The organism is Thiothrix winogradskyi (assembly GCF_021650935.1).
Classification (GTDB): Bacteria; Pseudomonadota; Gammaproteobacteria; order Thiotrichales; family Thiotrichaceae; genus Thiothrix; species Thiothrix winogradskyi.
In genome coordinates this window covers 257,496-280,380 of the sequence record NZ_CP091244.1, presented here as the reverse complement: position 1 = coordinate 280,380, position 22,885 = coordinate 257,496, and the positions used below count along the sequence as shown (strand labels likewise).

The window sequence follows — 22,885 nt, the reverse complement described above, 5'->3', positions numbered from 1 at the left end:
ATCGCGTAGAGCAAATGTTGTTGCATTCCGGGGTGAGAGCCGTTGCTACAATAAGGTATAAATCCTTCGGGATTTAGAACCGAATCCAAACCCGACCTTGTGTCGGGTTTTCTATTTGCGCACAATCATCCCTATGCTAGAAATCCTCTACCGCGATGAACATTTGGTGGCCATCAACAAACCCTCAGGCTTGTTGGTGCATCGCAGCTTGATCGACCGCCACGAAACCCGTTTTGCGATTCAGCTTACCCGCGACCAAATTGGGCAGAAAGTTTACCCCGTGCATCGGCTGGATAAACCGACTTCCGGCGTTTTGCTGTTTGCACTCGATAGCACGACTGCACGTTTGCTAACGGAGCAGTTCACCGCAGGGCAAGTGCAAAAAACTTACCTTGCAGTGGTGCGCGGGCGTATCCCTGAACAGGGTGTGATTGATCATCCGCTTACCGAAGAACTCGATAAGTTGACGGATGCACAAGCCGACCAACACAAGCCCGCCCAACCAGCCGTCAGCCATTACCGGCGTTTAATGAGTTTTGAATTGCCGTATGCGGTTGATCGTTACCCCACCAGTCGCTATTCCTTGGTAGAGCTATGCCCCAAAACAGGGCGCAAGCATCAATTGCGCCGTCACTTGAAACACATTTCCCATCACCTGATCGGTGACACCACGCACGGGAATGGCAAACATAACCGTTTTTTCCGTGAACAATTTGCCTGCCAGCGGCTGCTGTTACACGCGGCAAGCTTGGAATGCTTGCATCCCCACTCTCAGACGGCTTTGAAGTTAGATGCGTCGCCACCGGAAGATTTCGCTCAGGTGGTACGCTTATTGCTACCTTTCCAAGAACCACCAATAATTAGTGTATGACGACTACCCAGAGGCTTCTATGGAAAAGCATTCTCCTCTCTCCTTGGCGCAGATTTTGAGCCATTTGGCTAGTGTGCTTGGCTATAAGCAGACCGGCACGTTTTATATTGCCACCGATAATAATACCTCCTGCCGCTTCGCGATTAATGCGGGCAAACTGACACATTGCACACACCGCCGTGACCAAGGGCAGGCGGCGGTATTAAGTTTGCTGGAAGTGACCGGCGGCTCTTGTTCTTTTTCGGAAAATCAGTTGATTCCTTTCCGTGCCAGTGCAGCCGTTGATCATCAGGCATGTTTGGCATTGCTCAGCATTCAGCCCATTAGCCCGCCCCGTCAGGAGGCAATGCCCCAAGTAAGTGCGTCGATTGAGCAATCGGCAGTTCCGCCTCAGGTTGCCAACCAATTTTACCGGGGCAGTATGCCGGTTATTGCGCCTGAGCCAGTACCGCTTGAGGCACGCAAAGTCGAATCACCGCCTGAAAAACCTGCCGTCAATAACCGTTTTTACCGAGGCGGTGGTTAGCACCTAACCAAGCTGCACCACGCACGCCACTCGAATCCCCAAAATGGGGCGCAACCAAACGGGTGGCAACCTGATCCGAAAAGACGTATTTGCCCCAGCGCTGCGGCACATTGCGGTATAACCGTTGGATATTCGACATTCCCCCGCCTAATACAATCACATCGGGGTCGAGGATATTGATGACGTGCGCAAGGCTTTTCGCCATGCGTTCTTCGTAAGCTTGCAGGCAATGTTCGGCGGTGATGTCCCCTTTGATCGCTAACTGCACAATGTCAGTGGCGGCAAGTGTCGTGCCTGTGGTTAATTGGTATTCAGCCTGAAACCCCGTGCCGGAAAGCCAAGTTTCAATACAGCCGTGTTTGCCGCAATAACAAGCTTTGCCCGGTAACTCGGCGGGTTCAGGCCAAGGCAGCGGGTTATGTCCCCATTCGCCCGCAATCGCATTCGCACCGGTTAAGACTTTGCCATGCACCACAATGCCCGCGCCTGTCCCCGTGCCGACGATTACGCCGAACACCACGGCAGCACCAGCAGCCGTACCGTCGGTTGCTTCTGACAGTGCTAGGCAATTGGCGTCATTTTCCATGCGTACCGAGCGTTGCAACAGGTTTTCCAGCGCGGTGTGTAACGGTTTGCCGTTCAAGACCACGGAATTGGAATTTTTCATCAAGCCCGTGGCGGGTGAAATCGCGCCGGGTGTGCCAATGCCAACGCTGCATGGTTGCCCCGCGTGCTGTTCCGCGTCATCCACCAATTGCTTGATGGTGGTTAAAATCGCTGCGTATTGACCCTGTGGGGTAGGCAGGCGCTTGCGAAAGATTTCCTGCCCTTGCGTATCCAGTAGCAGTACTTCGATTTTTGTACCGCCTAAATCAATGCCGATATGCACACACTCCTCCGTTAATCCAAGAAAGCTGCGCTAAGTCATGACAAACCCTAGCAAAATAATGTTAAATTACGCCAAACCCGTTGAACATAGACGAAAATGGCAGGCGTTACCATGCAGTTTAAAGACATTCTTACCCGCTCTCCCTTGATGGAAGCCGTATTGCGTTCCGCGCACTTGATCGCGCAAACGGATGCGAGTGTATTAATCACTGGTGAATCTGGCACTGGCAAGGAACTGGTGGCGCACGCCATGCACGCAATGAGTCCACGTCGCCAGCAGGCATTTATCACCGTCAATTGCGCGGCGTTGCCGGAAACCTTAGCGGAATCGTTGTTATTTGGGCATCGCAAGGGCGCGTTCACCGGGGCGGATCATCACCATGTTGGCTTGCTGAGTGCTGCTGATGGTGGCACGGTGTTTCTGGATGAAATCGGCGAATTGCCGCTGAACCTGCAAGCCAAACTGTTACGGTTTCTCGAATCCGGCGAAATCCAACCCTTGGGGGAAGCCCAGACTAAGCGCGTGAACGTGCGGGTGTTGGCAGCTACGCACCGTGATTTGTATGCGCTGGCGCAAACGGGTGCATTCCGCCAGGATTTATTCTACCGCCTCAACATTGTGCCGGTGGAATTACCCGCCTTACGTGAGCGTAAGGAAGACATCACGCTACTCAGTCAACACTTTCTGCAACGGTTTGCGGCGCAACACAACTTACCGGTGGCAAGCTTCAATAAGGAAGCGCAAGCGCAATTGCAGCGTTATGCATGGCAAGGCAATGTGCGCGAATTGCGCAACTTGTGCGAACGTTTGAGTATTTTGCTGGCAGGGCGTGAGATTGCGGCTAGCAATTTGCCGCAGGAAATGCGTTCGCCAGCCCTTGCTGCGAATCAGCCTTTCAACCTCCCAGAAACGGGTGTGAATCTGGAAGATCTGGAACGCAACTTGCTGAGCCAAGCCTTGGAGCGCACTCAAAACAACAAGACCCACGCTGCCCGCCTGTTGGGGATTAGCCGCGACGCGCTGAACTATCGCCTGAAAAAACAAGTGCTTGCCTGACAATCACTCGACCGTTTACAGGCTGGCGCTTATTTCCTGCCTCTAGTCGGCTAAGCACGGCACAATCATCCCGCCTCTGCCAAAACCTTAGGGTGAGATAAGTTGAGGTGAGGTCGTGTATGTTAAGTCATCATGTGTCAGCGTTAAAATATTCCGTGTTAGGTTCCGCTATGTTAACGATGGCGGGGTGTAGCCTGAATCCGCGTGTGGCAGATATTACCCCGTTACAAAGTATCCAGCCTGACAAATCCCCTAAACAGCCGGTAAGCCAGGCAGCGCCGGTTAAGCACGTAACTGCTATTCCCCCGCCAGCGTCAGCCGCAAAACCGGCAGCGAAACCGGCAGCAACAGCGCTTACCCCACTCGACAAAGTAGTCGTGCACGCGCTCAAGCAAAGCGGCAAGGGTTATTGCTGGGGTGGCAATAGTCCGATGAAAGGCTTCGATTGCAGCGGTTTGACGCAATATTCTTTTGAGAAGGGCGCGAATGTTAATATCCCGCGTACCGCCGCTGGGCAATACAAGGCAGCGGTGAAAATTCCGCATCAAGAAGCCGATCGTGGTGATTTGGTATTTTTCAGGACACGCGGTCAGAAAGTCAGCCACGTGGGGATTTACTTGGGGAGAGATAAGTTTATCCATGCCCCGCGCACTGGCAAAGTCATTACCACCACCAAGCTGGAAGGTTATTGGAAGCGCAAGTTGGTTGGGTTTGGGCGGATTCCGGGAGCAGCTCAGCCGCTACTCCCGAAAAGCGTGGTGTGACTTCGTGCAGTCTTAGTGTTTAGGTGGGGTCACTTCCTGAATCGGTGCATCGACGGTGGTGGTGCTACCGTCTTCAAACGTCAGGGTAATAGCGGCTTTTTCGCCTGCTTTCAGGTCTTGCGTTAAGCCAATCAACATAATGTGTAAGCCACCTGGCTTTAACTCGGTGCGCCCTTTGGCGGGTACGTCAATTTGTGGCACTTGGCGCATTTCCATCACCCCGTTGTTATTGGTGTGGGTGTGCAGCTCCACGGTGGCGGCAACCGGGCTGGTCGCTGATTTGACGCTGTGTTCGGTGTCGGATGCGTTCACCAATGCCATGAATGCTGCACTATTGGGTTGTCCCGGTGGTACGGCACGTACAAACGGACTTTCTACGGTCACGCTATCAGCGGCAGTGGCGGTTTTACCGGTTGTGGGCGCTGCTGCTTTATCAGCATCCGCTTGGCAGGCGACGGTCATGGACATTAAGATGGCAAGGGCAGTGGTGTGTACTAAACGTTTCACGGTGTGTTTCCTTTACAAGGTTAAAATTCAGTTTCGAGTTTCAGCCATGCGCTGCGCCCGGCTTCATTTACCCGTTCAATCGTGCCTCCTAGGTCTAAATTGCGGCGGCTGACGTGTTCGGCATAGGTTTTATCGAGGACATTATCCACCCCAAAGCGTACCTTCGTCGATTTATTGAGGCTGTAACGCCCGTAAGTGTCGAGGGTGGTGTAGCCCGCGCTTTCACCGACTTCGGTTGCGCCAATCATCGCGGTGTCGATGCGGTCTTGCCCTGCGGCAAAGCGTACCCGTGTGCCAGCGCTCCATTTACCGCCATTGTAATCCAATTGCAATTTGCCATTCAGTGGCGGGGTTTGCGCAATCGGGCGATCATCGGTGGTGTCGGTGCGTTTGACGTAAGCCACATCTGCGGCAAGGCGGAGTTTGTCGGTTAATTTGGTTTCTGCCCCCAGTTCTGCACCGAGAATTTCAGCGTCAACATTGCGGTAGATTTGTGCGCCGGTTTGTGCGCCTGTGGTTACTTTGTCGCGCAGGATGTAATCGTCTACTTGGTCGGCGAAGACGGTGCCTGTCCAGCGTACTTTGCCTTGTTGCTGGCTAATGCCGAGGTCGAGTTGGGTGTGTTTTTCGGGTTGAATGTCGGGGTTGCCTACCCAACGGTCTGGTGCTGTTGCGCCCCATTTGCTAATGAAGCGTTCGGTTTCATCGGCGGTGCGTACCGTGCGGCTGACTCCGGCAAACGCGGTAGTGGTGTCATTGAGAGCTTTGTCATAGCGCAATAAGCCGCTGACATTGGTTTCTGTTTTGTCGCTTGCGCCAGAGCCGTAAACGGCGGTGTAGTTTTGGTTGGCGGTGCGCCCGCCCGCCACAACATTCGCTTTCGCGGCGCTAGCGTCTACTTGGTCAACCCGCACCCCGTACTTGAGTTTATCGCCGCTGGCGAATTTGCGCGTGGCTTCGGCGAAAATGCCGGTTTGGTCGGTGCTGGCTTCTGGCCACATGAGGTTGGTGGTCGGTGCGCCGGGGGCGGACATGTTTTTCATGGCGGCATCGCGTTCACGGTTTTGCACATTCAGCCCGTAAGTGATGTCGGTGTCGCCAATGCTGGAGGTAAGTGCCAATTTGCCACCAACCGTATCCGAGGTGGTGGGGACTGCCATTTTCATGCCGGTTTGCGGGCGCAGGCTGTAATTGTCCATCACGTGGTCGATATTGCTGGTGTATACGTCGGCTTCAATGGTGTTGATTTTACCATCCAGTTTGTCTTTGTACTTTAGGCGTTGGATGGAGCCGGATTCTTCGGGGCTATCCATGCCTGCACCGGGGTAAAGCGCGTCAGAAAAATCGTTGTTTTCGTAGCTGTATTCAAGCAAACGGTCTTGTGTTGGAGTAAAACCTAGCACGACACCGGCTTGCTGGTGTTGGTAAGAAGCGCGTACTTCGTTGCCATCGCCGTCTTCGTAATTGTCGGCTTCTCTATCCTGTGTGAAAACACGCGCATAGCCTTGTTGGAAGGATTTGGTGACATCGGCGGAGACATCGTGTTTCACGCCATTGCTCATGGTGGTGGCGGAGGCTTTGCCACTCCAGCCGTCTTCAGGGTCAAGAATGCTGCGGGTATCGCGCTCGAATAGCACCGTGCCGCCGCTGCCGCCGGAACCGTGTTGCAAGGTTTGCACGCCTTTTTCCACTTTAACGCTTTCGTAGGTTTCTAGCGCTGCCCAACTGGCGGGTGGATCCATGCGATTGGGGCAACCGCCATGCACGTAAGCGCCGTCTAGCAACACATTGAGCTGGGTTTGGGATTGCCCGCGAATGATCGGTTCAATGCCGCGCCCGCCAAAGCGACTGCCGGATACACCATTCAATTGCTTGAGGAAATCACCGCCATCAGCGGGTAATACGGCGCTGCGTTCGGCGGTCAGTGGTTGTACTTCGTTGGGGGAGGGGGCTTTTTTGGTGGATTTGATGTCGATGACCAAGGTGTCTTCGGCACAGACAGCAGCACTGACGATTAGTAGGGAACTGAGCAGGGTTAAACGGGTGCGAGCATGTTGCATGGGGAACCTTCCAAAATTTTTGTTACCGATGCTAAGGCAATGACTGTGCCAACTATTAAATGACTGATTTTTAAATTAATTATTTATTATATACTAATATATTTGCGTGATATGACGCATTAACCGTGTGATTTCACACGGTACGCGATGGCACGGGTGCGCTATGATTCGCGCATTGCTTAACAGGATGTGTGTAACACAATGATGCCCAACCGTACCGAACGCCCCGACAAAAACCGCCGTGACTGGCACAATCTTAAATCCGTGCTGCCGTTTTTGTGGGAATACCGGGGGCGAGCCTTATTTGCGTTGGCATGTCTGATTGCCTCAAAAGTGGCGAATGTGGGTGTGCCGCTGTTCCTCAAGGATATTGTGGATGGCTTACAGGGCAAGCCGGAACAGGTGTTGGTATTGCCGGTGATTTTGCTGCTGGGCTATGGAGCGTTGCGGCTGGCGAGTGCGCTGTTCAATGAATTGCGCGATACGGTGTTTGCGCGGGTGCGTTACCACGCAATGCGCAAAATGTCGGTTCGAGTGTTGGAACATTTGCATAATTTGTCGTTGCGGTTTCATCTGGAACGCAAAACCGGCGCGATCAGCCGTGATTTGGAACGCGGCACGGCTTCGGTCAGTACCTTAATGAATTTCATGGTGTTTAGCATTATTCCGATTGCGGTGGAATTTACCTTGGTGGCTGTGATTTTGTTGGGGAATTACGCGCCTGCCTTTGCGTTGGTGACGTTTGCCACCGTGGCGGTGTACGTGATTTTTACCATCAAAATTACTGAGTGGCGCATGGATCATCGCCATGAAATGAACCGGCTGGATTCGCAATCCAGCAATCAGGCGGTGGACAGTTTGATCAACTACGAAACCGTTAAGTATTTCAATAATGAAAAGCTGGAATTAGCACATTACGACGACACGTTGGGCAAGTGGGAAGATGTGGCGGTGAAAAGCCAAACTTCGATGTCATTGTTGAATTTCGGGCAGTCTTCGATTATTGCGATTGGTGTCACCATTATTATGTTTTTGGCAGCAAATAGCGTGGTGAACGGCACAATGAGCATTGGCGATCTGGTGATGGTGAATGCATTTATGCTGCAATTGTTTTTGCCGCTAGGGTCGCTGGGTATTGTTTACCGGCAAGTGAAATACACGCTGGCGGATATGGATATGGTATTTCGCTTGCTGGAAACCCCGCAGGAGGTGCGCGATGCGCCAAACGCGACTGAATTACAAGTGACGCAGGGTGAAATCCGCTTTGAGCACGTCGATTTCGGTTATCAGGCGGAACGCCAGATCTTGCGTGGGGTGAGTTTTAGTGTGCCTGCTGGAACAAAACTCGCGGTGGTGGGGCATAGCGGGGCGGGGAAATCCACTTTATCACGCTTGATTTACCGTTTTTACGACGTGACAGGCGGGCGTGTGTTGATTGATGGGCAGGATATTGCGCAAGTCTCGCAAGCCAGTTTGCGCAAAGCAATTGGGATTGTGCCGCAAGATACTGTGTTGTTTAACAATACGATTCGTTACAACCTGCAATACGGCAACGTGCAAGCGACACAGGCGGAGATTGAACGTGCCGCTGACATGGCGCAAATCCGCACGTTTATCGAAAGTTTGCCGGATGGCTGGGAAACGGTGGTGGGTGAACGTGGCTTGAAATTATCCGGTGGGGAAAAGCAGCGCGTGGCGATTGCGCGGGCGATTCTGAAACAGCCCCCGATTTTGATTTTCGATGAAGCGACGTCTTCGCTGGACAGTGCTACCGAGCAGGCAATTCAGCAAACCTTGCACGAAGTGGCTGGGCGGCATACCACGCTGATGATTGCGCACCGCTTATCAACGATTGTGGATGCGGATCGGATTTTGGTGCTGGATAAAGGGCGGGTGGTGGAGCAGGGGACTCATGCGGAGTTGCTGGCACTGCGCGGGCAATATTTGGCGATGTGGGAATTACAGCTACACGAGTCGTAAATGGTGATTGACCACCCATCGTAGAGACGCAAAATCTTGCGTCTCTACCCACGCATCCATTGAACTTTAGCGGTACGCCCGCAAAGCTAACAGATTATGCGGGGTTGGTTCGTCTTCCCCAGTCTTAATGGGTTTCAGATTACCAATTTCTGCCAGTTTGGTAACTTCGTTATCGTCAATTGCTGCTTCAACCGTCACATCGACTTCCATGTCATCGGTATTCGATGCCTCTGCTGGTGTTGTTACCAGCTTGAGCGGGGTAGGCTCATCCATGCGTTCTGGTTCAGGTGCAACATTAGCACTGGCATGGGCTTGTTTGCTGTCGAGGCTTGAGGTGACGTTTTGCACGGCAACTTCCAGTGAGAACAGCAAATCGCGGGCGTTTTCCATGCCTTTGTGCAAGTCGGTCGACATTTGTTCGGTCAAATCCAATGTTTTGGCGATGCGCTCCACGCGGATGTGGTCGATTTGCTCGAAGTGTTGGTGAATGCGGCGGCTGAGGTCGTTGCTTTGTTCTTCGCGGCGGCGCATGGTTTCGACGTGTTTGCGGCTTTCTTCTAGACCAGAGTTCAGCTCGTGACGTGCCAAATCGGTGGTTTGGAATAGGGTGCTGAAATGTTCGCTGGCTTGGGTTTCCAGACCTTCCATTTCGGTATTGAATTTCAGGAAAACGGTGTCGGCATCTTCTTGATAACGCTGCATTTGTTCCAGTAAGTGGCTGGATTCTTTGAGCATGGCTTCCAGACGGTTGTGAACTTCAGCGGAAAGGCGAGCATTTTCTTGTTGGTTGTGTGCTTGTTCGTGGTGATGGTCGATCAGGCGGCGGGTAAAGCCTTGCGCCATTTTTTCCTGTTCGCGTAAACGCACGAGGCTGTCATCGACTTGGCCGAGACCTTCGTGCAGTTTGCTGCGGATGCGTTTGACACTTTCTACGGAGTCGCCGAGTTGTTCATCCCAATAACTTTGCAGGTGTTGCAAACGGTCGCCGAGTTGGCTGGAAATATCGCGGATTTCCTGTTCGGCAGTGCCGACTCGTTCAATAATGCGTTCTGCTTGTTCGGCTCGCGCTTGACTGGCTTCGTAGGTGCGGGTGCTTTGTTCAACTTGTGATTTGAGTTTATTCAGCAGTTGCTCGGCATCTTGTACCCCGTTTTGGGTAATTTCCAGCGTATCGGCAACTTTTTTGCGGTCTGCCTCGGCTTGCAGGCGGATAACCCGCAACTCTTGGGTTTCCTTGCTGTTTGTTTGCGGCAATAGCAACAATACAGCCCCGATGGCGGCGAGTAGCGCAACCAGAATGATGATCCAGTCAATATAACCCAACATAAGTGAAAACCCTGTGTCTAAATCAATAATTTATTCTGCTTAGTATAGCCTTGGATGTCAAAATTGCTCGTACAGTTCAACCCGTGAAAAAATTAATATCGATCCTGATAACGCCCCTGTCATCTGATCTACGGTCGGTTGCTAGCAATAATTGCCACTTATGTTGCACGATTTTTCCGTTATTGTCACGCAAAGCCAGTTTCATCAGAAACTTAGAATACAGGGGTTTCCATGGGTTTTTAGCCAGATTTTCGCACCAGTAAGAATGCTCTGTGCATCCCTGATATTGCATACGCGGCAGATTCTGCGCTATTGCCAACCCCCGTGTACAAGTCGAAACGCCCATTGCCTTGAATCGCCCGACCGTGGTCTTGTGCAAACAGGAGTCGCCATTCCGTGCCGTTTACTTTTTGCCCTTGATTGTTCACGCGCGGCAATTCTGCCAGTAAAACCGAGCCGTGTGGAATATAGCGGCTGTCTACCGCGACAGTATGACCGGGTATGACCGATGTTCCCGAAGCGGTTTGTGGTAAACCTTTGGTTTCATGAAAAAAGATATAACGCGGATTGCTTAACAGCGCTTCACGCATAATGTCTGGGCGCTCACGCAACCAACGCCCAACATTCTCGTGCGATTGGCTGCCGATATTGTAGCGTTTGGCTTCTAGATAAGCTGATACGGGTATGAAGTCTTTGCCGTTATTGCCAGCATAATCCAGGGTGCTGACACTGCCATCGGTAAAGTGGATTTTGGCGGAACCTTGTACTTGCGCGATGTAAAGCATGTAGGGGTCTGCTATCCATGCTATCTCTAAGCCTTTGTTTGCTAAAGCGCCGTTGGCAATTTCTGCATGGCTTACACGGCTCATCTTGCCCTTGGGCATACCGTATACGGGTATTCTGAATTGCGCGGTACGGGTGCGGCTGCCTTCTAAAATGGGGGTGTAGTAACCGGTAAAATGCCCTGCTTGTCCTTGCCAGTTCGTTAGCGGTCTTAGTTCAAATTGCTGACCGAGTGTTGCCGGGAACAAATCCCCGCGCCAATAGCGTAACTGCTCAATGGTTTCCAGCAGGGTTTTGGTGGCGATATTGCTGCCTAATGGGGCTTGGCGTTCCCACAGGCTTTTGCCTTCCAGTGAGAGGGCAAGATCATGTAACCCAGCTTGAACAGGGTTAGCAGCAATAGTCGGCTGGGAATAGCTCGCTAATTGCAGCCGTGGTTGCAAGATGCCTGCGCGGCTGGGTGCGAATTCACCACGTTGCGGCTGTGGTTGTGACCAAGACTCCCAAATAGGTGAGTTGGCATACGTTGGCGTAGCCGCACTGGTAAGCGTGCTCATGAGAATGGTGGTCGCTAGACGACGTGAAAACATGTAAACACCCTTATTTTATTATGGTTATGGGGTAGGTTGGGGTTGTCAGCATTATGCGACTAGCCAAGGCAGGCGTGAAGGCGTGAACGGTACATTCGGATAAGTGGAATGCTCTATAGAATTAATTTTGTTTATTGGTTATGATTCGTTTCATAAGCTGCGTATCAAAAAGAGCTTAATGAACAATAAAGATAAGAGCGCTGGGGCTATGAAACTATGAAGCACAATCGACTGACGTCATTGGGCATCCTGCTGATGCTTTCGTATGGCACATTTACGCAGGCTGCTCCTACCTATAATGCCAATGCTAGTACGGTAGACATGACGAATCTGCTGGACGGCCCCGGTTTGGCGGTGAACAATCTTTCCATTACACGTGGTGTCTCCCAACAATACGGCATTTTTAGTGGCGGTGCTGATGTTTGGGGAGTGGGTACGGGGGTTTTCCTGAATACGGGGAATCTGGGTAGTATTCAAGCACCAAACAATGGGGCAGCGTTTTCACACAATACCAAGGTGCAGTACCTCGACCCCGATCTTGGCAAAATCAGCCCGAATGCTAAATATGATCCCGCTATCATTGAGTTTGACATCACCCCGTCGGGGGATAGGGTTAACTTCGTGTTCGCGTTTGGTTCAGAGGAATACCCAGAGTACGTCTGTAGCAGTTTCAACGATGCCTTTGGTTTGTTTGTTTCCGGTCCTGGATTGTCAGGAACGCAGAATGCGGCGTTTCTGCCGGACACGGGTGATGCAATCGCAGTCAATAATGTTAACGGCGGCAAACCTGGTGCGAATGCCAATGGGGCGGCTTGTAATCTGAATAATATTACGTACTTTGTGGACAATGGTAATGGCGGAGGGAGCACTGCAACGCAGTTGGATGGTTACACGCGCCCCATCACCGCGTCTTTGGGCGGTTTGACACCGGGGCAACGTTACCGTGTCAAGCTGGCGTTAGCAGATGCTGGCGACCCGGCTTATGATTCCGGGGCATTTTTTAAGTGGTTAACCAGCACTAACTCCACGCCTGTTGACCTTTCCTTGCAGGCAACCGCGAGTACAACCGCACCCGCTTGGAATAGTGAGGTGGAAATTACATACACCCTCAAAAATGCAACGCCTATTCCTACCAGTTTGGTGGAGGTGGGGCTGGAATGGCCAGCCGGTTTGACGTGGGTGAGCGACGATTCTGCTGGGCGTTATAACCCTAGTACCGGCGTGTGGAATGCGGATGCTATTGCTGCCAGTGGTGCTAAAACCCTGAAAATCCGTGCGCGGGTAGGGACAGCGAGCAGTTACCGTGTCGATGGGGAAATTACCTTTGCGTTCAACGAAGACCCCGATTCGACACCGTTTAACCGCCGTAGTAAGCCGAATGAAGATGATACCGCCAGTCTGGTGTTGTCTCCGGTGGATAAGCCCGCGAATCAGCCGCCAGTCATTACCAGTAATGGTGGGAATGCCACCGCAACAGTATCCATTCCTGAAGGGCAAACTGCGGTCACAACCGTGAAAGCAACCGACTCGGAAGGCAGCGCGATTAACTATAGCCTGAGTGGTACGGATGCGGCGCGTTTTACCTTGAATGCGGTGACGGGGACGCTAGCGTTTATCTCACCACCCGACTATGAATTCCCCATTGATGTGGATAAAAACAATAAGTATGAGGTGGTGGTGACGGCTAGTGATGGCAGTTTAACGGATACCCAGACCTTAACAGTGCAAGTGTTGGATGGGGCGGAAAATGCTGCACCACAAATTACCAGTAACGGTGGTGGCACGACGGCCACTGTTAGTTTGGATGAAAACCTGACTGCCGTGACCAAAGTAACGGCGACTGACTCGGATGGCGACTATTTAACCTTTGACATTGCGGGCGGTGCGGATGCCGCGTTATTCAAAATTACCCTTAGTACCGGTAGGTTGAGTTTTATCAACGCCCCCGATTATGAAAAACCGCACGATGCCAACCGTGACAATAGCTATGAAGTGGAAGTCCGGGTCAGCGATGGTGAGTTAACCGATACACAACTTATCCGCGTACAAATTCTCAACGTGCAGGAAGGCAAGCCGCCGGTCATTACCAGCAATGGTGGTGGTGCGACAGCAAACATCAGCGTGCCAGAAAACCAGCAGGCGGTGACGACCGTGGTGGCAACGGATGTTGATGGCGATACCATTACCTACCGTTTAGCCACAGGGGCAGATGATGGTTTGTTCCAGATTAATACCAATAGCGGCAAATTGGCCTTCATTAAACTCCCGGATTATGAAGCTCCTAAAGATGCTAATCAGGATAATATTTATATTTTAACCGTGATTGCGACGGATGGGGTGTTTGAAACCACGCAATTGCTCTTCGTCACCGTAACGGATGCGGTGGAAAACGCCCCGCCGAAGATTATTAGTGATGGTGGTGGCGCTAGTGCTACGTTAAGCATGGAAGAAAATCAAAAGGTGGCGACGATTGTGACGGCTACTGATGCCGATGGCGATCCGATTACCTACAGTATTAGCGGAGGGGCGGATGCCGTATTATTCCAGATCAGCAGTGGTGGCACGCTCAGTTTTATCGTAGCCCCTGATTATGAAAAACCGCACGATAGCAATAAAGACAATATTTATGTGGTGACAGTGACTGCGAGCGACGGCTCACAACATGTGTCACAAACCATAAACCTAGTGGTCGCGGATGTCTTGGAAAACCTTCCTCCTGTCATTACTAGCTATAGTGGTATCGCGAATGTCTCTCAGGATGTGGAAGAAAATAAAACGCTAGTTACCGTCGTGACCGCTAATGATCCGAATGGTGATGCCCTGACGTATAGCATTAGCGGCGGTGCGGATGCTGCCTTATTCAAGATAAATGCTGCAACCGGAATGTTGGAATTCATGGCTGCCCCGGATTTTGAAGCGCCTAAAGATGTCGACCAAGACAATGTTTATCGTGTTGTGGTAACGGTGAAGGATGCTGGTGGCATGAGCGCGACCCAAAGTATCACGGTAACGGTGACGAATCTCGACGATGTATCGTCCGTCCATGTGAGCCTGCGGGTGTGGTTGCAGGGTGCTTATGATTCGACTAGTAAAATGATGCGCGGGGATTTGCACCGTTTGGGGTTAATGCCACATTTACAACCTTATGGGGAGTTAAAAACAGCGTTTGGCTATGCATCTTCTTCAGGTGTCGTGTCGCCATTTGATTACAAGGGTAAGGAAACGGCATCTGCGGCTGTATTGGCAGCAACCGGTGGGGATGCCCCTGTGGATTGGGTTTTAGTGGAATTACGCCATTTGTTTGACCCCGGTAAGCGCGTCGCGGTGGCAGCGGGTTTGTTGCAACGTGACGGTGATATTGTGGATGCCACCACCGGCTCTAAACTGTTACCTATTTTTAATGCGGAAGATGGTCTTTACTACATTATGGTGCGTCACCGTAACCATTTAGCAGTCACGACCGAAACGCCGGTTATGATTAAGCAGGCAATACCAGCAGTAGTCGATTTTACTGCGCGTACCACGCCGGTGTATGGCCGTAGCCTCGCACGTTTGGAAAATAGTAACGGCGCGTTCATGTGGGCGGGGGATGCGAATAATAGTAATACGGTTATTTCGAGTGGTCCAGGTAGTGATAATAGTGTGTTATTAGGTGCTATTTTAGTGGCTCCCGAAAATACTCAGGTAAATGCGTCATTTAAGCTGCCAGGCTATTATTCCACGGATTTCAATATGGATGGCACTACGCTTTACACTGGGCCAAATAATGATGTCAATGTCATGCTGGGTAATATTTTGATCCATCCGGGAAATACCAGTACCAGTGGCAATTATATTATTCGCGGGGAATCCCCTATCTGAGCAGTGTTGCGCAGGTTGCCAGCGGCAAGCGGCTTACACTATAGTAAGACGTTAAAATTACCCCGGCAATAACGGAGAAACCATGTCGCAGGCTGATTCCATCCATACCCTGTCCTTGAAGGGCATTCACGACGGGGTGCATACGGGCAAATTTTCTGTCATGGAAGCGACGGATGCGTATCTTGATCGCATCGAACGCTTCAACCCTGAATTGAACGCCTACATTACCGTGACCCGCGAGTCTGCCCAAGCGCAAGCCGTGGACATCGACAACCGTATCCGCAAGGGCGAACTCACGGGTGCAATGGCGGGTGTGCCGTATGCGCTCAAAGATTTGTTCTGTTCGGAAGGCGTGCGTACCACCTGCGCCTCCAATATGCTGTCGAATTTCATCTCGCCGTATGACGCGCATGTGGCGGCAAAGCTCAAAGCGGCTGGCGGTGTCTTGCTCGGCAAGAACAATATGGATGAATTTGCAATGGGGTCTTCCAATGAAACCTCGGCGTTTGGCAATGTCCGTAATCCGTGGGATACCACTAAAGTTCCGGGCGGCAGCTCTGGCGGTGGCGCGGCAACGATTGCGGCACGGCTTGCGCCGATGACGTTGGGGACGGATACGGGTGGTTCGATTCGCCAACCAGCTTCGTTCTGCAATATCACGGGCATTAAACCGACCTACGGGCGGATTTCGCGTTACGGGATGATTGCGTTTGCTTCCAGCCTTGATCAGTGTGGGCCGATGGCTCCGTCGGCGGAAGATTGCGCGATTACGATGAATATTATTGCGGGCTTGGATAGCCGCGATTCTACTAGCGTTGATTTGCCGGTGCCGGATTACACCGCCAACCTCAATGGTTCGCTGGAAGGTTTGCGGATTGGATTGCCGAAAGAATTCTTCGCGGAAGGGCTGGATGCGCAAGTTGGTGCAGTCATCGACCGTGCCATTAAAGAATTCCAAGCTAAGGGCGCGATCATTAAGGAAGTGACCCTGCCGAATAGCCACCTTGCCGTACCCGTGTATTACGTGGTTGCTCCGGCGGAATGTTCCTCGAATCTGTCGCGTTTTGACGGGGTACGTTTCGGGCATCGTTGCGACAATCCTAAAGACTTGATGGATTTGTATGAACGCAGCCGCTGGGAAGGCTTCGGCGATGAGGTCAAACGCCGCATTATGATCGGCACTTACGCACTGTCAGCAGGGTATTATGATGCCTATTATCTGAAAGCTCAGCAGGTTCGTCGGTTGATTAAACAGGATTTTGAATCCGCATTCAAGGATGTGGATGTGATCATGGGGCCTTCTTGCCCGACCACCGCCTTCGGTATCGGCGCGAAAAAAGATGACCCGATTGCGATGTACCTCGAAGATTTGTACACCATTCCGGTCAGTTTGGCAGGGTTGCCGGGGATGACGTTCCCCATCGGCTTTGCGGCGGACGGTTTGCCGGTCGGGATGCAATTAGTCGGCAATTATTTTGAGGAAGCGCGGATGTTGAACATTGCGCATCAGTACCAACAATGGACGGACTGGCACACCCAAGTGCCAGCCCAGTTCGCGTAAGGAGGACAGCGCATGGAATGGGAAACCGTTATTGGTCTGGAAATTCACGCCCAGCTTGCCACCAATTCAAAGATTTTTTCGGGTTCATCGACCGCTTACGGCGCAGAGCCGAACACGCAAGCCAATCTGGTTGATTTGGGGATGCCGGGTGTTTTGCCCGTGCTCAACAAAAAAGCGGTGGAATTGGCGATTCGCTTAGGCTTGGCGATTGATGCCGAGATTGCGCCGCGTTCGATTTTTGCGCGTAAAAATTACTTCTACCCCGATTCGCCGAAAGGCTATCAGATCAGCCAGTATGAGTTGCCCATCGTTGGCTTAGGTCACATGGACATTCAACTGGAAAACGGTGAAACCAAGCGCATTGGCATTACCCGCGCCCATTTGGAAGAAGATGCAGGCAAATCGCTGCACGAAGATTTCCAAGGGCAAACCGGGATTGACTTAAACCGTGCAGGTACGCCGTTGCTGGAAATCGTTTCTGAGCCGGATATGCGCAACGCCAAAGAAGCCGTGGCTTACATGAAAAAGCTGCACGCATTGGTGCGCTACCTCGGTGTAGGCGATGGCAATATGCAAGAAGGTTCGTTCCGTTGCGATGCCAACGTGTCGGTGCGTCGCCCCGGTGCAGAATTCGGTACACGCGCCGAAATCAAGAACTTGAACTCGTTTAAGTTCATCGAACGCGCTATTAACCACGAAGTAGAACGTCAGATCGACATTATCGAATCCGGTGGCAAAGTGGTGCAGGAAACCCGCCTGTACGACCCGGACAAGGACGAAACCCGTTCGATGCGCAGCAAGGAAGACGCTAACGACTACCGTTACTTCCCCGACCCCGATTTGCTGCCGGTGGAAATCACCCCAGCGGATATTGAAGCAGTACGCGCCACGATGCCGGAATTGCCGGATGCGAAAAAGCAGCGTTTCATGGCGGAATACGCGCTGACTGACTACGACGCCAGCTTGCTGACACTCAGCCGTGAAGTGGCGGATTATTTCGAGGCAGTCGCGCAAGGTTGCGGGGATGCGAAGCTTGCGGCGAACTGGGTGAATGGCGAAGTCAGCAAAACGTTGGCAGACAATGAGATGGAGATTGCTGCTGTTCCAGTGAGCAGTGCGGCGTTGATCGAATTGCTCAAGCGCATTCAGGACAATACCGTTTCCAATAAAATTGCGCGGGATGTATTCGCGGCAATGTGGAACGGCGAAGGTTCAGCCGATGCGATCATCGACAAGAAAGGCTTGAAGCAGATCACCGATACCAGTGCGATTGAAGCGGTGATTGATGAAATCATTGCCAATAATCCGGGGCAGGTGGCGGAATACCGCAGTGGTAAGGATAAGCTGTTCGGCTTCTTTGTGGGGCAAGCGATGAAGGCTTCCAAAGGCAAGGCCAACCCTAATACCTTGAACGATATTCTGAAGCAGAAGCTGGAGGGCTGAGCATGGCGATTAGTGAAGTTGAAGTGAAAAAAGTGGCGCGTTTGGCGCGTCTGGCAGTGCCGGATGAGCGTTTGGCAGCGTATACCCAAAATCTGTGCAATATCCTCGATTTAGTGGATCAGTTGAGTGCGGTGGATACCACGGGTGTGGAGCCGATGGCACATCCGCTGGATATGATGCAACGCTTGCGTGATGACGTGGTGACAGAAACCGATCATCGGGAAAAATACCAGTCTGTTGCCCCAGAAGTGGAAAATGGTCTGTACCTCGTACCCAAGGTCATTGAGTAGGCTAGTATTCAGCCAATTATTCATCATAACAATTAGGAGCGGTTCTTTATGAACGATAATAACCCATATCAGCCACCACAGGCAGATGTGAAGCCACCGCCAGTACCGGTCGGTAATCTGACCTTGTTAGCCGAGCCACGGGCACTGTCTGCGGGTGCTGGTCTAAGCTGGCTTGCCGATAGTTGGGCATTGGTGAAAAGTAACCTCGTTGTCTGGGTATTGATCACGCTGGCGCTGTTTGCGATTCAGTTCGTGCTGGGTATTGTCCCTGTGGTGGGTGATATTGTTTCCAGTTTGATTGGACCGGTGTTGACGGGTGGTATTTTGATGGGGGTTAGGGCTATTACTGCGGGTGATGCCTTACGTTTCGAGCATTTGTTTGCAGGATTTAAAGAAAACTTCGCGCCCTTGTTAGGTTTGGGGGCGTTGACGCTGGGTATCTTTATTCTGTTCGGGATTATTATTGGCGGCGCATTTGTTGGCATGAATATGGATCTCATGCAAGGTGAGCTGAGCAGGCCGGAAGACTTGCTGAGCGGTGTCAACACCGGTTTGATCGCGGTTGGGGTGATTTTGTTGCTATTGGTGATGATGTTGTTCTGGTTTGCGACGCAACTGGTGGCGTTGAATAATGTTCCGGTGTTTCAGGCGCTGAGCATGAGCTTTAAGGCGTGTTTGCGTAACCCATTGGCGTTGATTGTGTACTCATTGTTATTGCTGCTGTTGCTGATTTTGGGTGTTATTCCGCTGTTATTAGGGTTGCTGGTGGTAGTGCCTTGGATATTTGCAAGTATGTATGTTTCTTACCGGCAGATTTTCCTCAAATAATGCTGGATAGCATGAGGTGTTTTTTTAAGAAACCCGCCGTTGTGCGGGTTTTTTATGCTTTTTATTCATTAATTTTACTTATTAAGGATTGGTAAAGTTGTTCTGGTCTATTAATAGGCGGCAATTATTCAAAACCAAGATGCTGCTTACACGAGGGGCTTAGGACATGCGCATTCGAGCGTGGGGAACACTTTTTGCACTTGCGGTCGCCATCGGCACGTCAGGGTGCAGCCAAACTATCCATACGGCTAAGGACGATGACAGTGACGATTTGCTGTTTGGTTACAATAAGCCGACGGTTGCTAAAAAGCAGACGGTGACTAAACAAGCGCAATATCCACAGCATGGTCATAACCGGCAAGTGGCGATGCAGGGTCATTCTTATCGACCTGCCGTTGGGGCTGCGGTATCCGGGATGCCAACTTTATCCGGTCAGGAGTTATTGCTGATTGCTGATCACATTTTCAAAAATGAAAGTGGGGGCGACCCTGACAAGTTAGTGCATTGGAATGATGGTGAAAATTTTGCGTCAATGGGTTTGGGGCATTTCACTTGGTATCCCGCTGGGCGTGCAGCACGTTTCGGTAATACGTTCCCGGATTTATTGGGGCATTTGCAATCCAACGGGGTGCAATTGCCTGCTTGGGTGCAGCAAGCGCGTTATCAAGGCGCACCTTGGCGGACTAAAGCCGAGTTGATGCGTGCCAAGCAAACCGGACAAGTGCGTGAGTTGCAAGATTTGTTGTACCAAACCCGTTTGTTACAAGCGGCGTATATTGTGGAGCGTACCCGTCGTGCCATGCCGAAGTTAGTGAATGCTGCCCCGCCGCACTCACGCGCACGGGTGGCGCAAAATCTGAATGCGATTGCGAATACCCCCGGTGGTTGGTATGTCTTGGTGGATTACGTCAATTTCAAAGGTGAAGGTTTGAACACTTCCGGCGGTTATAAAGGGCAGAACTGGGGCTTGTTGCAAGTGCTGGAAGACATGCAGCCCAGCCAACCGGGGCAACAGGCACTGCATTTGTTTGCGGATGCTGCCAACCGCGTTTTAGAGCGCCGGGTTCGCAATTCGCCACCTGCCCGTAATGAGGGGCGTTGGTTGGCAGGTTGGTCAAAACGGATCAATACCTACCGTTACGCCAGCGTTTAACTACCGCTTGTAACGCTCGTCGGGTAATCTAACACGACGAGTAAATTTACTTTATAGTCCCATAAAAATACATAAAAATAAGAGGGATTGATAGATGAAAGCAAAAGCCATTATGGCCTTGGCTGCTATTGCTAGCGTGGGATTATCAGCTTGCAGCCCCAGTTCTCAAGCCGTGCGCGGACCCAATGCCGGTGTTGCGCCTCACACCAATACCACCGATTCTGCACGCAACACCTTTGTTATGCATAATCCGGCTGCGCAAAATACTTCGCATTATTCGTCTCAAAATATTTCTCGTCCACCGCAAACGGCGAGTAATGGGATGCCGGAATTATCCCCGGTGGAGTTGCAGGTCATTGGTGATCAGATTTTCAAAAATGAAGGCGGCGGTGATGTCGGCAATTTAGTGCATTGGAATGATGGTGAAAATTTTGCCTCAATGGGCATCGGGCATTTCACTTGGTATCCGGCAGACCGTCATGCACGCTTTGGCAGTACCTTCCCGGAATTGCTGAGTTATATGCAATCACGCGGGGTGCAAGTTCCAGCTTGGGTACCACGTGAAGCCCCTTGGCGCACTAAAGCCGAATTGATGCAGGCTAAACACACGCCACAAGTACAGGAGTTGCAAAACTTCTTGTACCAAACCCGTTTATTACAAGTGCAGTTCATCGTGGATCGTACCCGCCGCGCCATGCCAAAGCTGGTGACGAAAACCCCCGATCAGTTGCGCCCACATGTCGTAAATAACCTGAATGCAGTGGCGAATACACCGGGTGGCTGGTATGCGCTGATCGACTACACCAACTTCAAGGGTGAAGGTTTGAATCGCAGTGGTGGTTATAACGGTCAAAACTGGGGCTTGTTGCAGGTATTGGAGGAAATGCGCCCGTCCCGCCCCGGTGAACAGGCATTGCACGAGTTTGCAGATGCTGCCATGCGGGTATTGGATCGCCGGGTACGCAATTCCCCACCTGCCAATAACGAGCGGAAATGGCTGGCAGGCTGGTCTAACCGCGTGAATACCTATCGCCGGATGCTGGTCTAGTCCAGAAAGGCATTCACGGTATCGCTGAACTCGGCGGGTGTTTGCACATGCGGCAAATGCCCGGCTGCGTCAATCGTGGTGAGTGCTGCTTGCGGAAACGCTTGCCGGATAGTGTCAAGATCGGTGTCTTGTACATAATCCGATTGCCCGCCGCGCACAAACAGTGCCGCTTGGGTGAAGACGTTTTCCGGTGGGGGGAATCCCGATATTTTCAGATAGTGTTTGGCAATTTCCGGCAGGTTGCATTGCCAGAAGAAGCTACCATCGGTATGTCGCCCCAGATTTTTTAGCAAGAAACCGCGCTCGAACGGGTGTTTGACGGTGCTGCTTAACCATTCATCGGCTTGTTTGCGGCTGGTGAGCGTGGCAAGTGGCAGAGTCGACATGGCTTGCAGCAGGGCTTGATGACGGGGTGGGTAGGCTTTGGGCGCAATATCCACTACCAGCAGGCGCTGTACCCGTTCCGGGTGTTGCAGTGCCAGCGTCATGGCGACCTTGCCTCCCATTGAATGCCCCATCAGATCGCAGCGTGGAATGCCTAAGGCATCCAGCACTTCCACCACATCCGCACCCATTTGCCGGTAGGACATGCCTTCAAGGTGCGGTGAATCGCCGTGATTGCGCAAATCCATCGCTAACACCGCCCGTTGGGTGGTTTGCCCGCGTGCAAAGGTTTGCCAGTTATCCAGCGACCCTAGTAAGCCATGCAATACTACCAGTGGCGGGGTGCTGTTTAACGTTCCCATTAAGCGATAATTTAACACGCGAATTCACGCCCCATCTTAGCAATGCTTTCCAAAATGACCGTGCGCTCCTCGGCACTGAGTGAGGGGACATTGTAATAAATGCTGTGACGCACATCTTTAATCCCACAGAACGCGAGTGTGCCATCCGTGACCGGACGGTAGATCAGGTGTTCGGCATCCGTTTGGCGGAAATAGTCTTCAGTGCCGCCCGCCGTGATTAAGACCAGCGCCCGCTGGTGTTGCAGCAAGCCTTTCACGCCTTCCTGTGAATATTCAAATGCTGTGCCATTGGTTAATACGTGGTCAAACCAGCCTTTCAAGATGGCAGGGCGGTCAAACCACCACAGTGGGTAAATAAACACCAAGCCATCGGCCCACAACAGGTCTTGTTGCTCATGGCTGATTTTGGCGGGGATAACACCGGTTTGCAGGACTGCCAAGTCGGTGGCGCGTAATACCGGGTCGAAATCTTCCGCATACAGGTCTTTGACCCGCACTTCGTGTCCCCCTTCCTGCAAGCCGCGTTGGCAATAATCCAGCATGGCATGATTGAAGCTGCTGGGGTTGGGGTGAGCGTAAACGATCAGAACGCGCATGAGTGTT

Annotated in this window: 19 protein-coding genes; 12 read left to right on the top strand and 7 right to left on the bottom strand. The window is 51.9% G+C overall.

Going from position 1 to position 22,885, the window contains the following annotated elements; all coding sequences use genetic code 11:
• The first annotated feature begins 115 nt into the window (after positions 1-115).
• Both truC and L2Y54_RS01545 read left to right on the top strand, forming a co-directional pair.
• Positions 116-871, top strand: coding sequence for a tRNA pseudouridine(65) synthase TruC (truC, locus tag L2Y54_RS01550; RefSeq protein WP_236499433.1), 756 nt, complete (start codon positions 116-118; stop codon positions 869-871).
• Between the two features lie 19 nt (positions 872-890).
• Positions 891-1,397 (top strand): hypothetical protein, encoded by a 507-nt coding sequence (locus L2Y54_RS01545; RefSeq protein WP_236499431.1) that lies wholly within the window; start codon positions 891-893, stop codon positions 1,395-1,397.
• Here the strand turns inward: L2Y54_RS01545 and L2Y54_RS01540 are convergent.
• Positions 1,366-2,286: an ROK family protein gene (locus tag L2Y54_RS01540; protein ID WP_236499429.1), complete on the bottom strand. Its 921-nt coding sequence runs from the start codon at positions 2,284-2,286 to the stop codon at positions 1,366-1,368. The genes L2Y54_RS01545 and L2Y54_RS01540 overlap by 32 nt on opposite strands.
• Positions 2,287-2,397: 111 nt before the next feature.
• Here L2Y54_RS01540 and L2Y54_RS01535 point away from each other — a divergent pair, with 111 nt between their 5' ends.
• Positions 2,398-3,342 carry a sigma-54 interaction domain-containing protein gene (locus L2Y54_RS01535; RefSeq protein ID WP_236499428.1) on the top strand — a complete coding sequence of 315 codons (945 nt, stop codon included), beginning with the start codon at positions 2,398-2,400 and terminating at the stop codon, positions 3,340-3,342.
• 119 nt (positions 3,343-3,461) lie between these two features.
• Positions 3,462-4,106, top strand: a complete 645-nt coding sequence (locus L2Y54_RS01530; protein WP_236499427.1) for a C40 family peptidase — start codon at positions 3,462-3,464, stop codon at positions 4,104-4,106.
• 12 nt (positions 4,107-4,118) lie between these two features.
• Here L2Y54_RS01530 and L2Y54_RS01525 read toward each other — a convergent pair whose 3' ends face one another.
• Together L2Y54_RS01525 and L2Y54_RS01520 are read right to left on the bottom strand one after the other, a co-directional pair.
• A complete protein-coding gene (locus L2Y54_RS01525) occupies positions 4,119-4,613 on the bottom strand; it encodes a copper chaperone PCu(A)C (protein WP_236499426.1) in 495 nt (164 codons plus the stop codon).
• A gap of 20 nt (positions 4,614-4,633) precedes the next feature.
• The gene (locus L2Y54_RS01520) at positions 4,634-6,673 is read right to left on the bottom strand and encodes a TonB-dependent copper receptor (RefSeq protein ID WP_236499424.1); all 2,040 of its coding nucleotides are present in this window, start codon (positions 6,671-6,673) and stop codon (positions 4,634-4,636) included.
• Positions 6,674-6,874: 201 nt separating this feature from the next.
• Here L2Y54_RS01520 and L2Y54_RS01515 point away from each other — a divergent pair, with 201 nt between their 5' ends.
• A complete protein-coding gene (locus tag L2Y54_RS01515; RefSeq protein WP_311196216.1) occupies positions 6,875-8,653 on the top strand; it encodes an ABCB family ABC transporter ATP-binding protein/permease in 1,779 nt (592 codons plus the stop codon).
• Positions 8,654-8,719: 66 nt separating this feature from the next.
• On the opposite strand, the gene L2Y54_RS01510 is transcribed toward L2Y54_RS01515, so the two are convergent.
• Together L2Y54_RS01510 and L2Y54_RS01505 are read right to left on the bottom strand one after the other, a co-directional pair.
• Complete coding sequence (locus L2Y54_RS01510; RefSeq protein ID WP_236499422.1) at positions 8,720-9,979, bottom strand: coiled-coil domain-containing protein; 1,260 nt, start codon at positions 9,977-9,979, stop codon at positions 8,720-8,722.
• 239 nt (positions 9,980-10,218) lie between these two features.
• Complete coding sequence (locus L2Y54_RS01505; RefSeq protein ID WP_236499420.1) at positions 10,219-11,352, bottom strand: MltA domain-containing protein; 1,134 nt, start codon at positions 11,350-11,352, stop codon at positions 10,219-10,221.
• Between the two features lie 216 nt (positions 11,353-11,568).
• Here L2Y54_RS01505 and L2Y54_RS01500 point away from each other — a divergent pair, with 216 nt between their 5' ends.
• From L2Y54_RS01500 to L2Y54_RS01470, 7 genes are all read left to right on the top strand, one after another.
• Positions 11,569-15,213, top strand: a complete 3,645-nt coding sequence (locus L2Y54_RS01500; protein ID WP_236499419.1) for a DUF11 domain-containing protein — start codon at positions 11,569-11,571, stop codon at positions 15,211-15,213.
• A gap of 82 nt (positions 15,214-15,295) precedes the next feature.
• The gene (gene gatA, locus L2Y54_RS01495) at positions 15,296-16,774 is read left to right on the top strand and encodes an Asp-tRNA(Asn)/Glu-tRNA(Gln) amidotransferase subunit GatA (protein ID WP_236499418.1); all 1,479 of its coding nucleotides are present in this window, start codon (positions 15,296-15,298) and stop codon (positions 16,772-16,774) included.
• Between the two features lie 12 nt (positions 16,775-16,786).
• Positions 16,787-18,217: an Asp-tRNA(Asn)/Glu-tRNA(Gln) amidotransferase subunit GatB gene (gatB, locus tag L2Y54_RS01490; protein WP_236499416.1), complete on the top strand. Its 1,431-nt coding sequence runs from the start codon at positions 16,787-16,789 to the stop codon at positions 18,215-18,217.
• A 2-nt stretch (positions 18,218-18,219) separates the two neighbouring features.
• Complete coding sequence (gatC, locus tag L2Y54_RS01485; RefSeq protein WP_236499415.1) at positions 18,220-18,507, top strand: Asp-tRNA(Asn)/Glu-tRNA(Gln) amidotransferase subunit GatC; 288 nt, start codon at positions 18,220-18,222, stop codon at positions 18,505-18,507.
• 48 nt (positions 18,508-18,555) lie between these two features.
• Positions 18,556-19,335, top strand: a complete 780-nt coding sequence (locus L2Y54_RS01480) for a BPSS1780 family membrane protein (protein WP_236499413.1) — start codon at positions 18,556-18,558, stop codon at positions 19,333-19,335.
• Between the two features lie 166 nt (positions 19,336-19,501).
• Entirely contained in the window at positions 19,502-20,488 is a 987-nt protein-coding gene (locus tag L2Y54_RS01475; RefSeq protein ID WP_236499411.1) for a hypothetical protein, read from the top strand.
• A 94-nt stretch (positions 20,489-20,582) separates the two neighbouring features.
• The gene (locus L2Y54_RS01470; RefSeq protein ID WP_236499409.1) at positions 20,583-21,536 is read left to right on the top strand and encodes a hypothetical protein; all 954 of its coding nucleotides are present in this window, start codon (positions 20,583-20,585) and stop codon (positions 21,534-21,536) included.
• Here the strand turns inward: L2Y54_RS01470 and L2Y54_RS01465 are convergent.
• Both L2Y54_RS01465 and L2Y54_RS01460 read right to left on the bottom strand, forming a co-directional pair.
• Positions 21,533-22,300, bottom strand: a complete 768-nt coding sequence (locus L2Y54_RS01465) for an alpha/beta fold hydrolase (protein WP_236499408.1) — start codon at positions 22,298-22,300, stop codon at positions 21,533-21,535. The two genes, L2Y54_RS01470 and L2Y54_RS01465, sit on opposite strands and share 4 nt — an antisense overlap.
• Positions 22,294-22,878: an NAD(P)H-dependent oxidoreductase gene (locus L2Y54_RS01460; RefSeq protein WP_236499406.1), complete on the bottom strand. Its 585-nt coding sequence runs from the start codon at positions 22,876-22,878 to the stop codon at positions 22,294-22,296. The genes L2Y54_RS01465 and L2Y54_RS01460 overlap by 7 nt, the downstream gene beginning before the upstream one ends.
• Between the last annotated feature and the right edge of the window lie 7 nt (positions 22,879-22,885).

What these genes read in the sequence shown, in the direction of transcription:
- L2Y54_RS01520 (WP_236499424.1), bottom strand. Translation starts at nt 6,673, where the DNA reads ATGCAACATGCTCGCACCCGTTTAACCCTGCTCAGTTCCCTACTAATC.
- L2Y54_RS01505 (WP_236499420.1), bottom strand. Translation starts at nt 11,352, where the DNA reads ATGTTTTCACGTCGTCTAGCGACCACCATTCTCATGAGCACGCTTACC.
- L2Y54_RS01480 (WP_236499413.1), top strand. Translation starts at nt 18,556, where the DNA reads ATGAACGATAATAACCCATATCAGCCACCACAGGCAGATGTGAAGCCA.
- gatC (WP_236499415.1), top strand. Translation starts at nt 18,220, where the DNA reads ATGGCGATTAGTGAAGTTGAAGTGAAAAAAGTGGCGCGTTTGGCGCGT.
- L2Y54_RS01460 (WP_236499406.1), bottom strand. Translation starts at nt 22,878, where the DNA reads ATGCGCGTTCTGATCGTTTACGCTCACCCCAACCCCAGCAGCTTCAAT.
- L2Y54_RS01510 (WP_236499422.1), bottom strand. Translation starts at nt 9,979, where the DNA reads ATGTTGGGTTATATTGACTGGATCATCATTCTGGTTGCGCTACTCGCC.
- L2Y54_RS01475 (WP_236499411.1), top strand. Translation starts at nt 19,502, where the DNA reads ATGCGCATTCGAGCGTGGGGAACACTTTTTGCACTTGCGGTCGCCATC.
- L2Y54_RS01535 (WP_236499428.1), top strand. Translation starts at nt 2,398, where the DNA reads ATGCAGTTTAAAGACATTCTTACCCGCTCTCCCTTGATGGAAGCCGTA.
- L2Y54_RS01500 (WP_236499419.1), top strand. Translation starts at nt 11,569, where the DNA reads ATGAAGCACAATCGACTGACGTCATTGGGCATCCTGCTGATGCTTTCG.
- L2Y54_RS01515 (WP_311196216.1), top strand. Translation starts at nt 6,875, where the DNA reads ATGATGCCCAACCGTACCGAACGCCCCGACAAAAACCGCCGTGACTGG.
- L2Y54_RS01545 (WP_236499431.1), top strand. Translation starts at nt 891, where the DNA reads ATGGAAAAGCATTCTCCTCTCTCCTTGGCGCAGATTTTGAGCCATTTG.
- L2Y54_RS01530 (WP_236499427.1), top strand. Translation starts at nt 3,462, where the DNA reads ATGTTAAGTCATCATGTGTCAGCGTTAAAATATTCCGTGTTAGGTTCC.
- gatB (WP_236499416.1), top strand. Translation starts at nt 16,787, where the DNA reads ATGGAATGGGAAACCGTTATTGGTCTGGAAATTCACGCCCAGCTTGCC.
- L2Y54_RS01470 (WP_236499409.1), top strand. Translation starts at nt 20,583, where the DNA reads ATGAAAGCAAAAGCCATTATGGCCTTGGCTGCTATTGCTAGCGTGGGA.
- gatA (WP_236499418.1), top strand. Translation starts at nt 15,296, where the DNA reads ATGTCGCAGGCTGATTCCATCCATACCCTGTCCTTGAAGGGCATTCAC.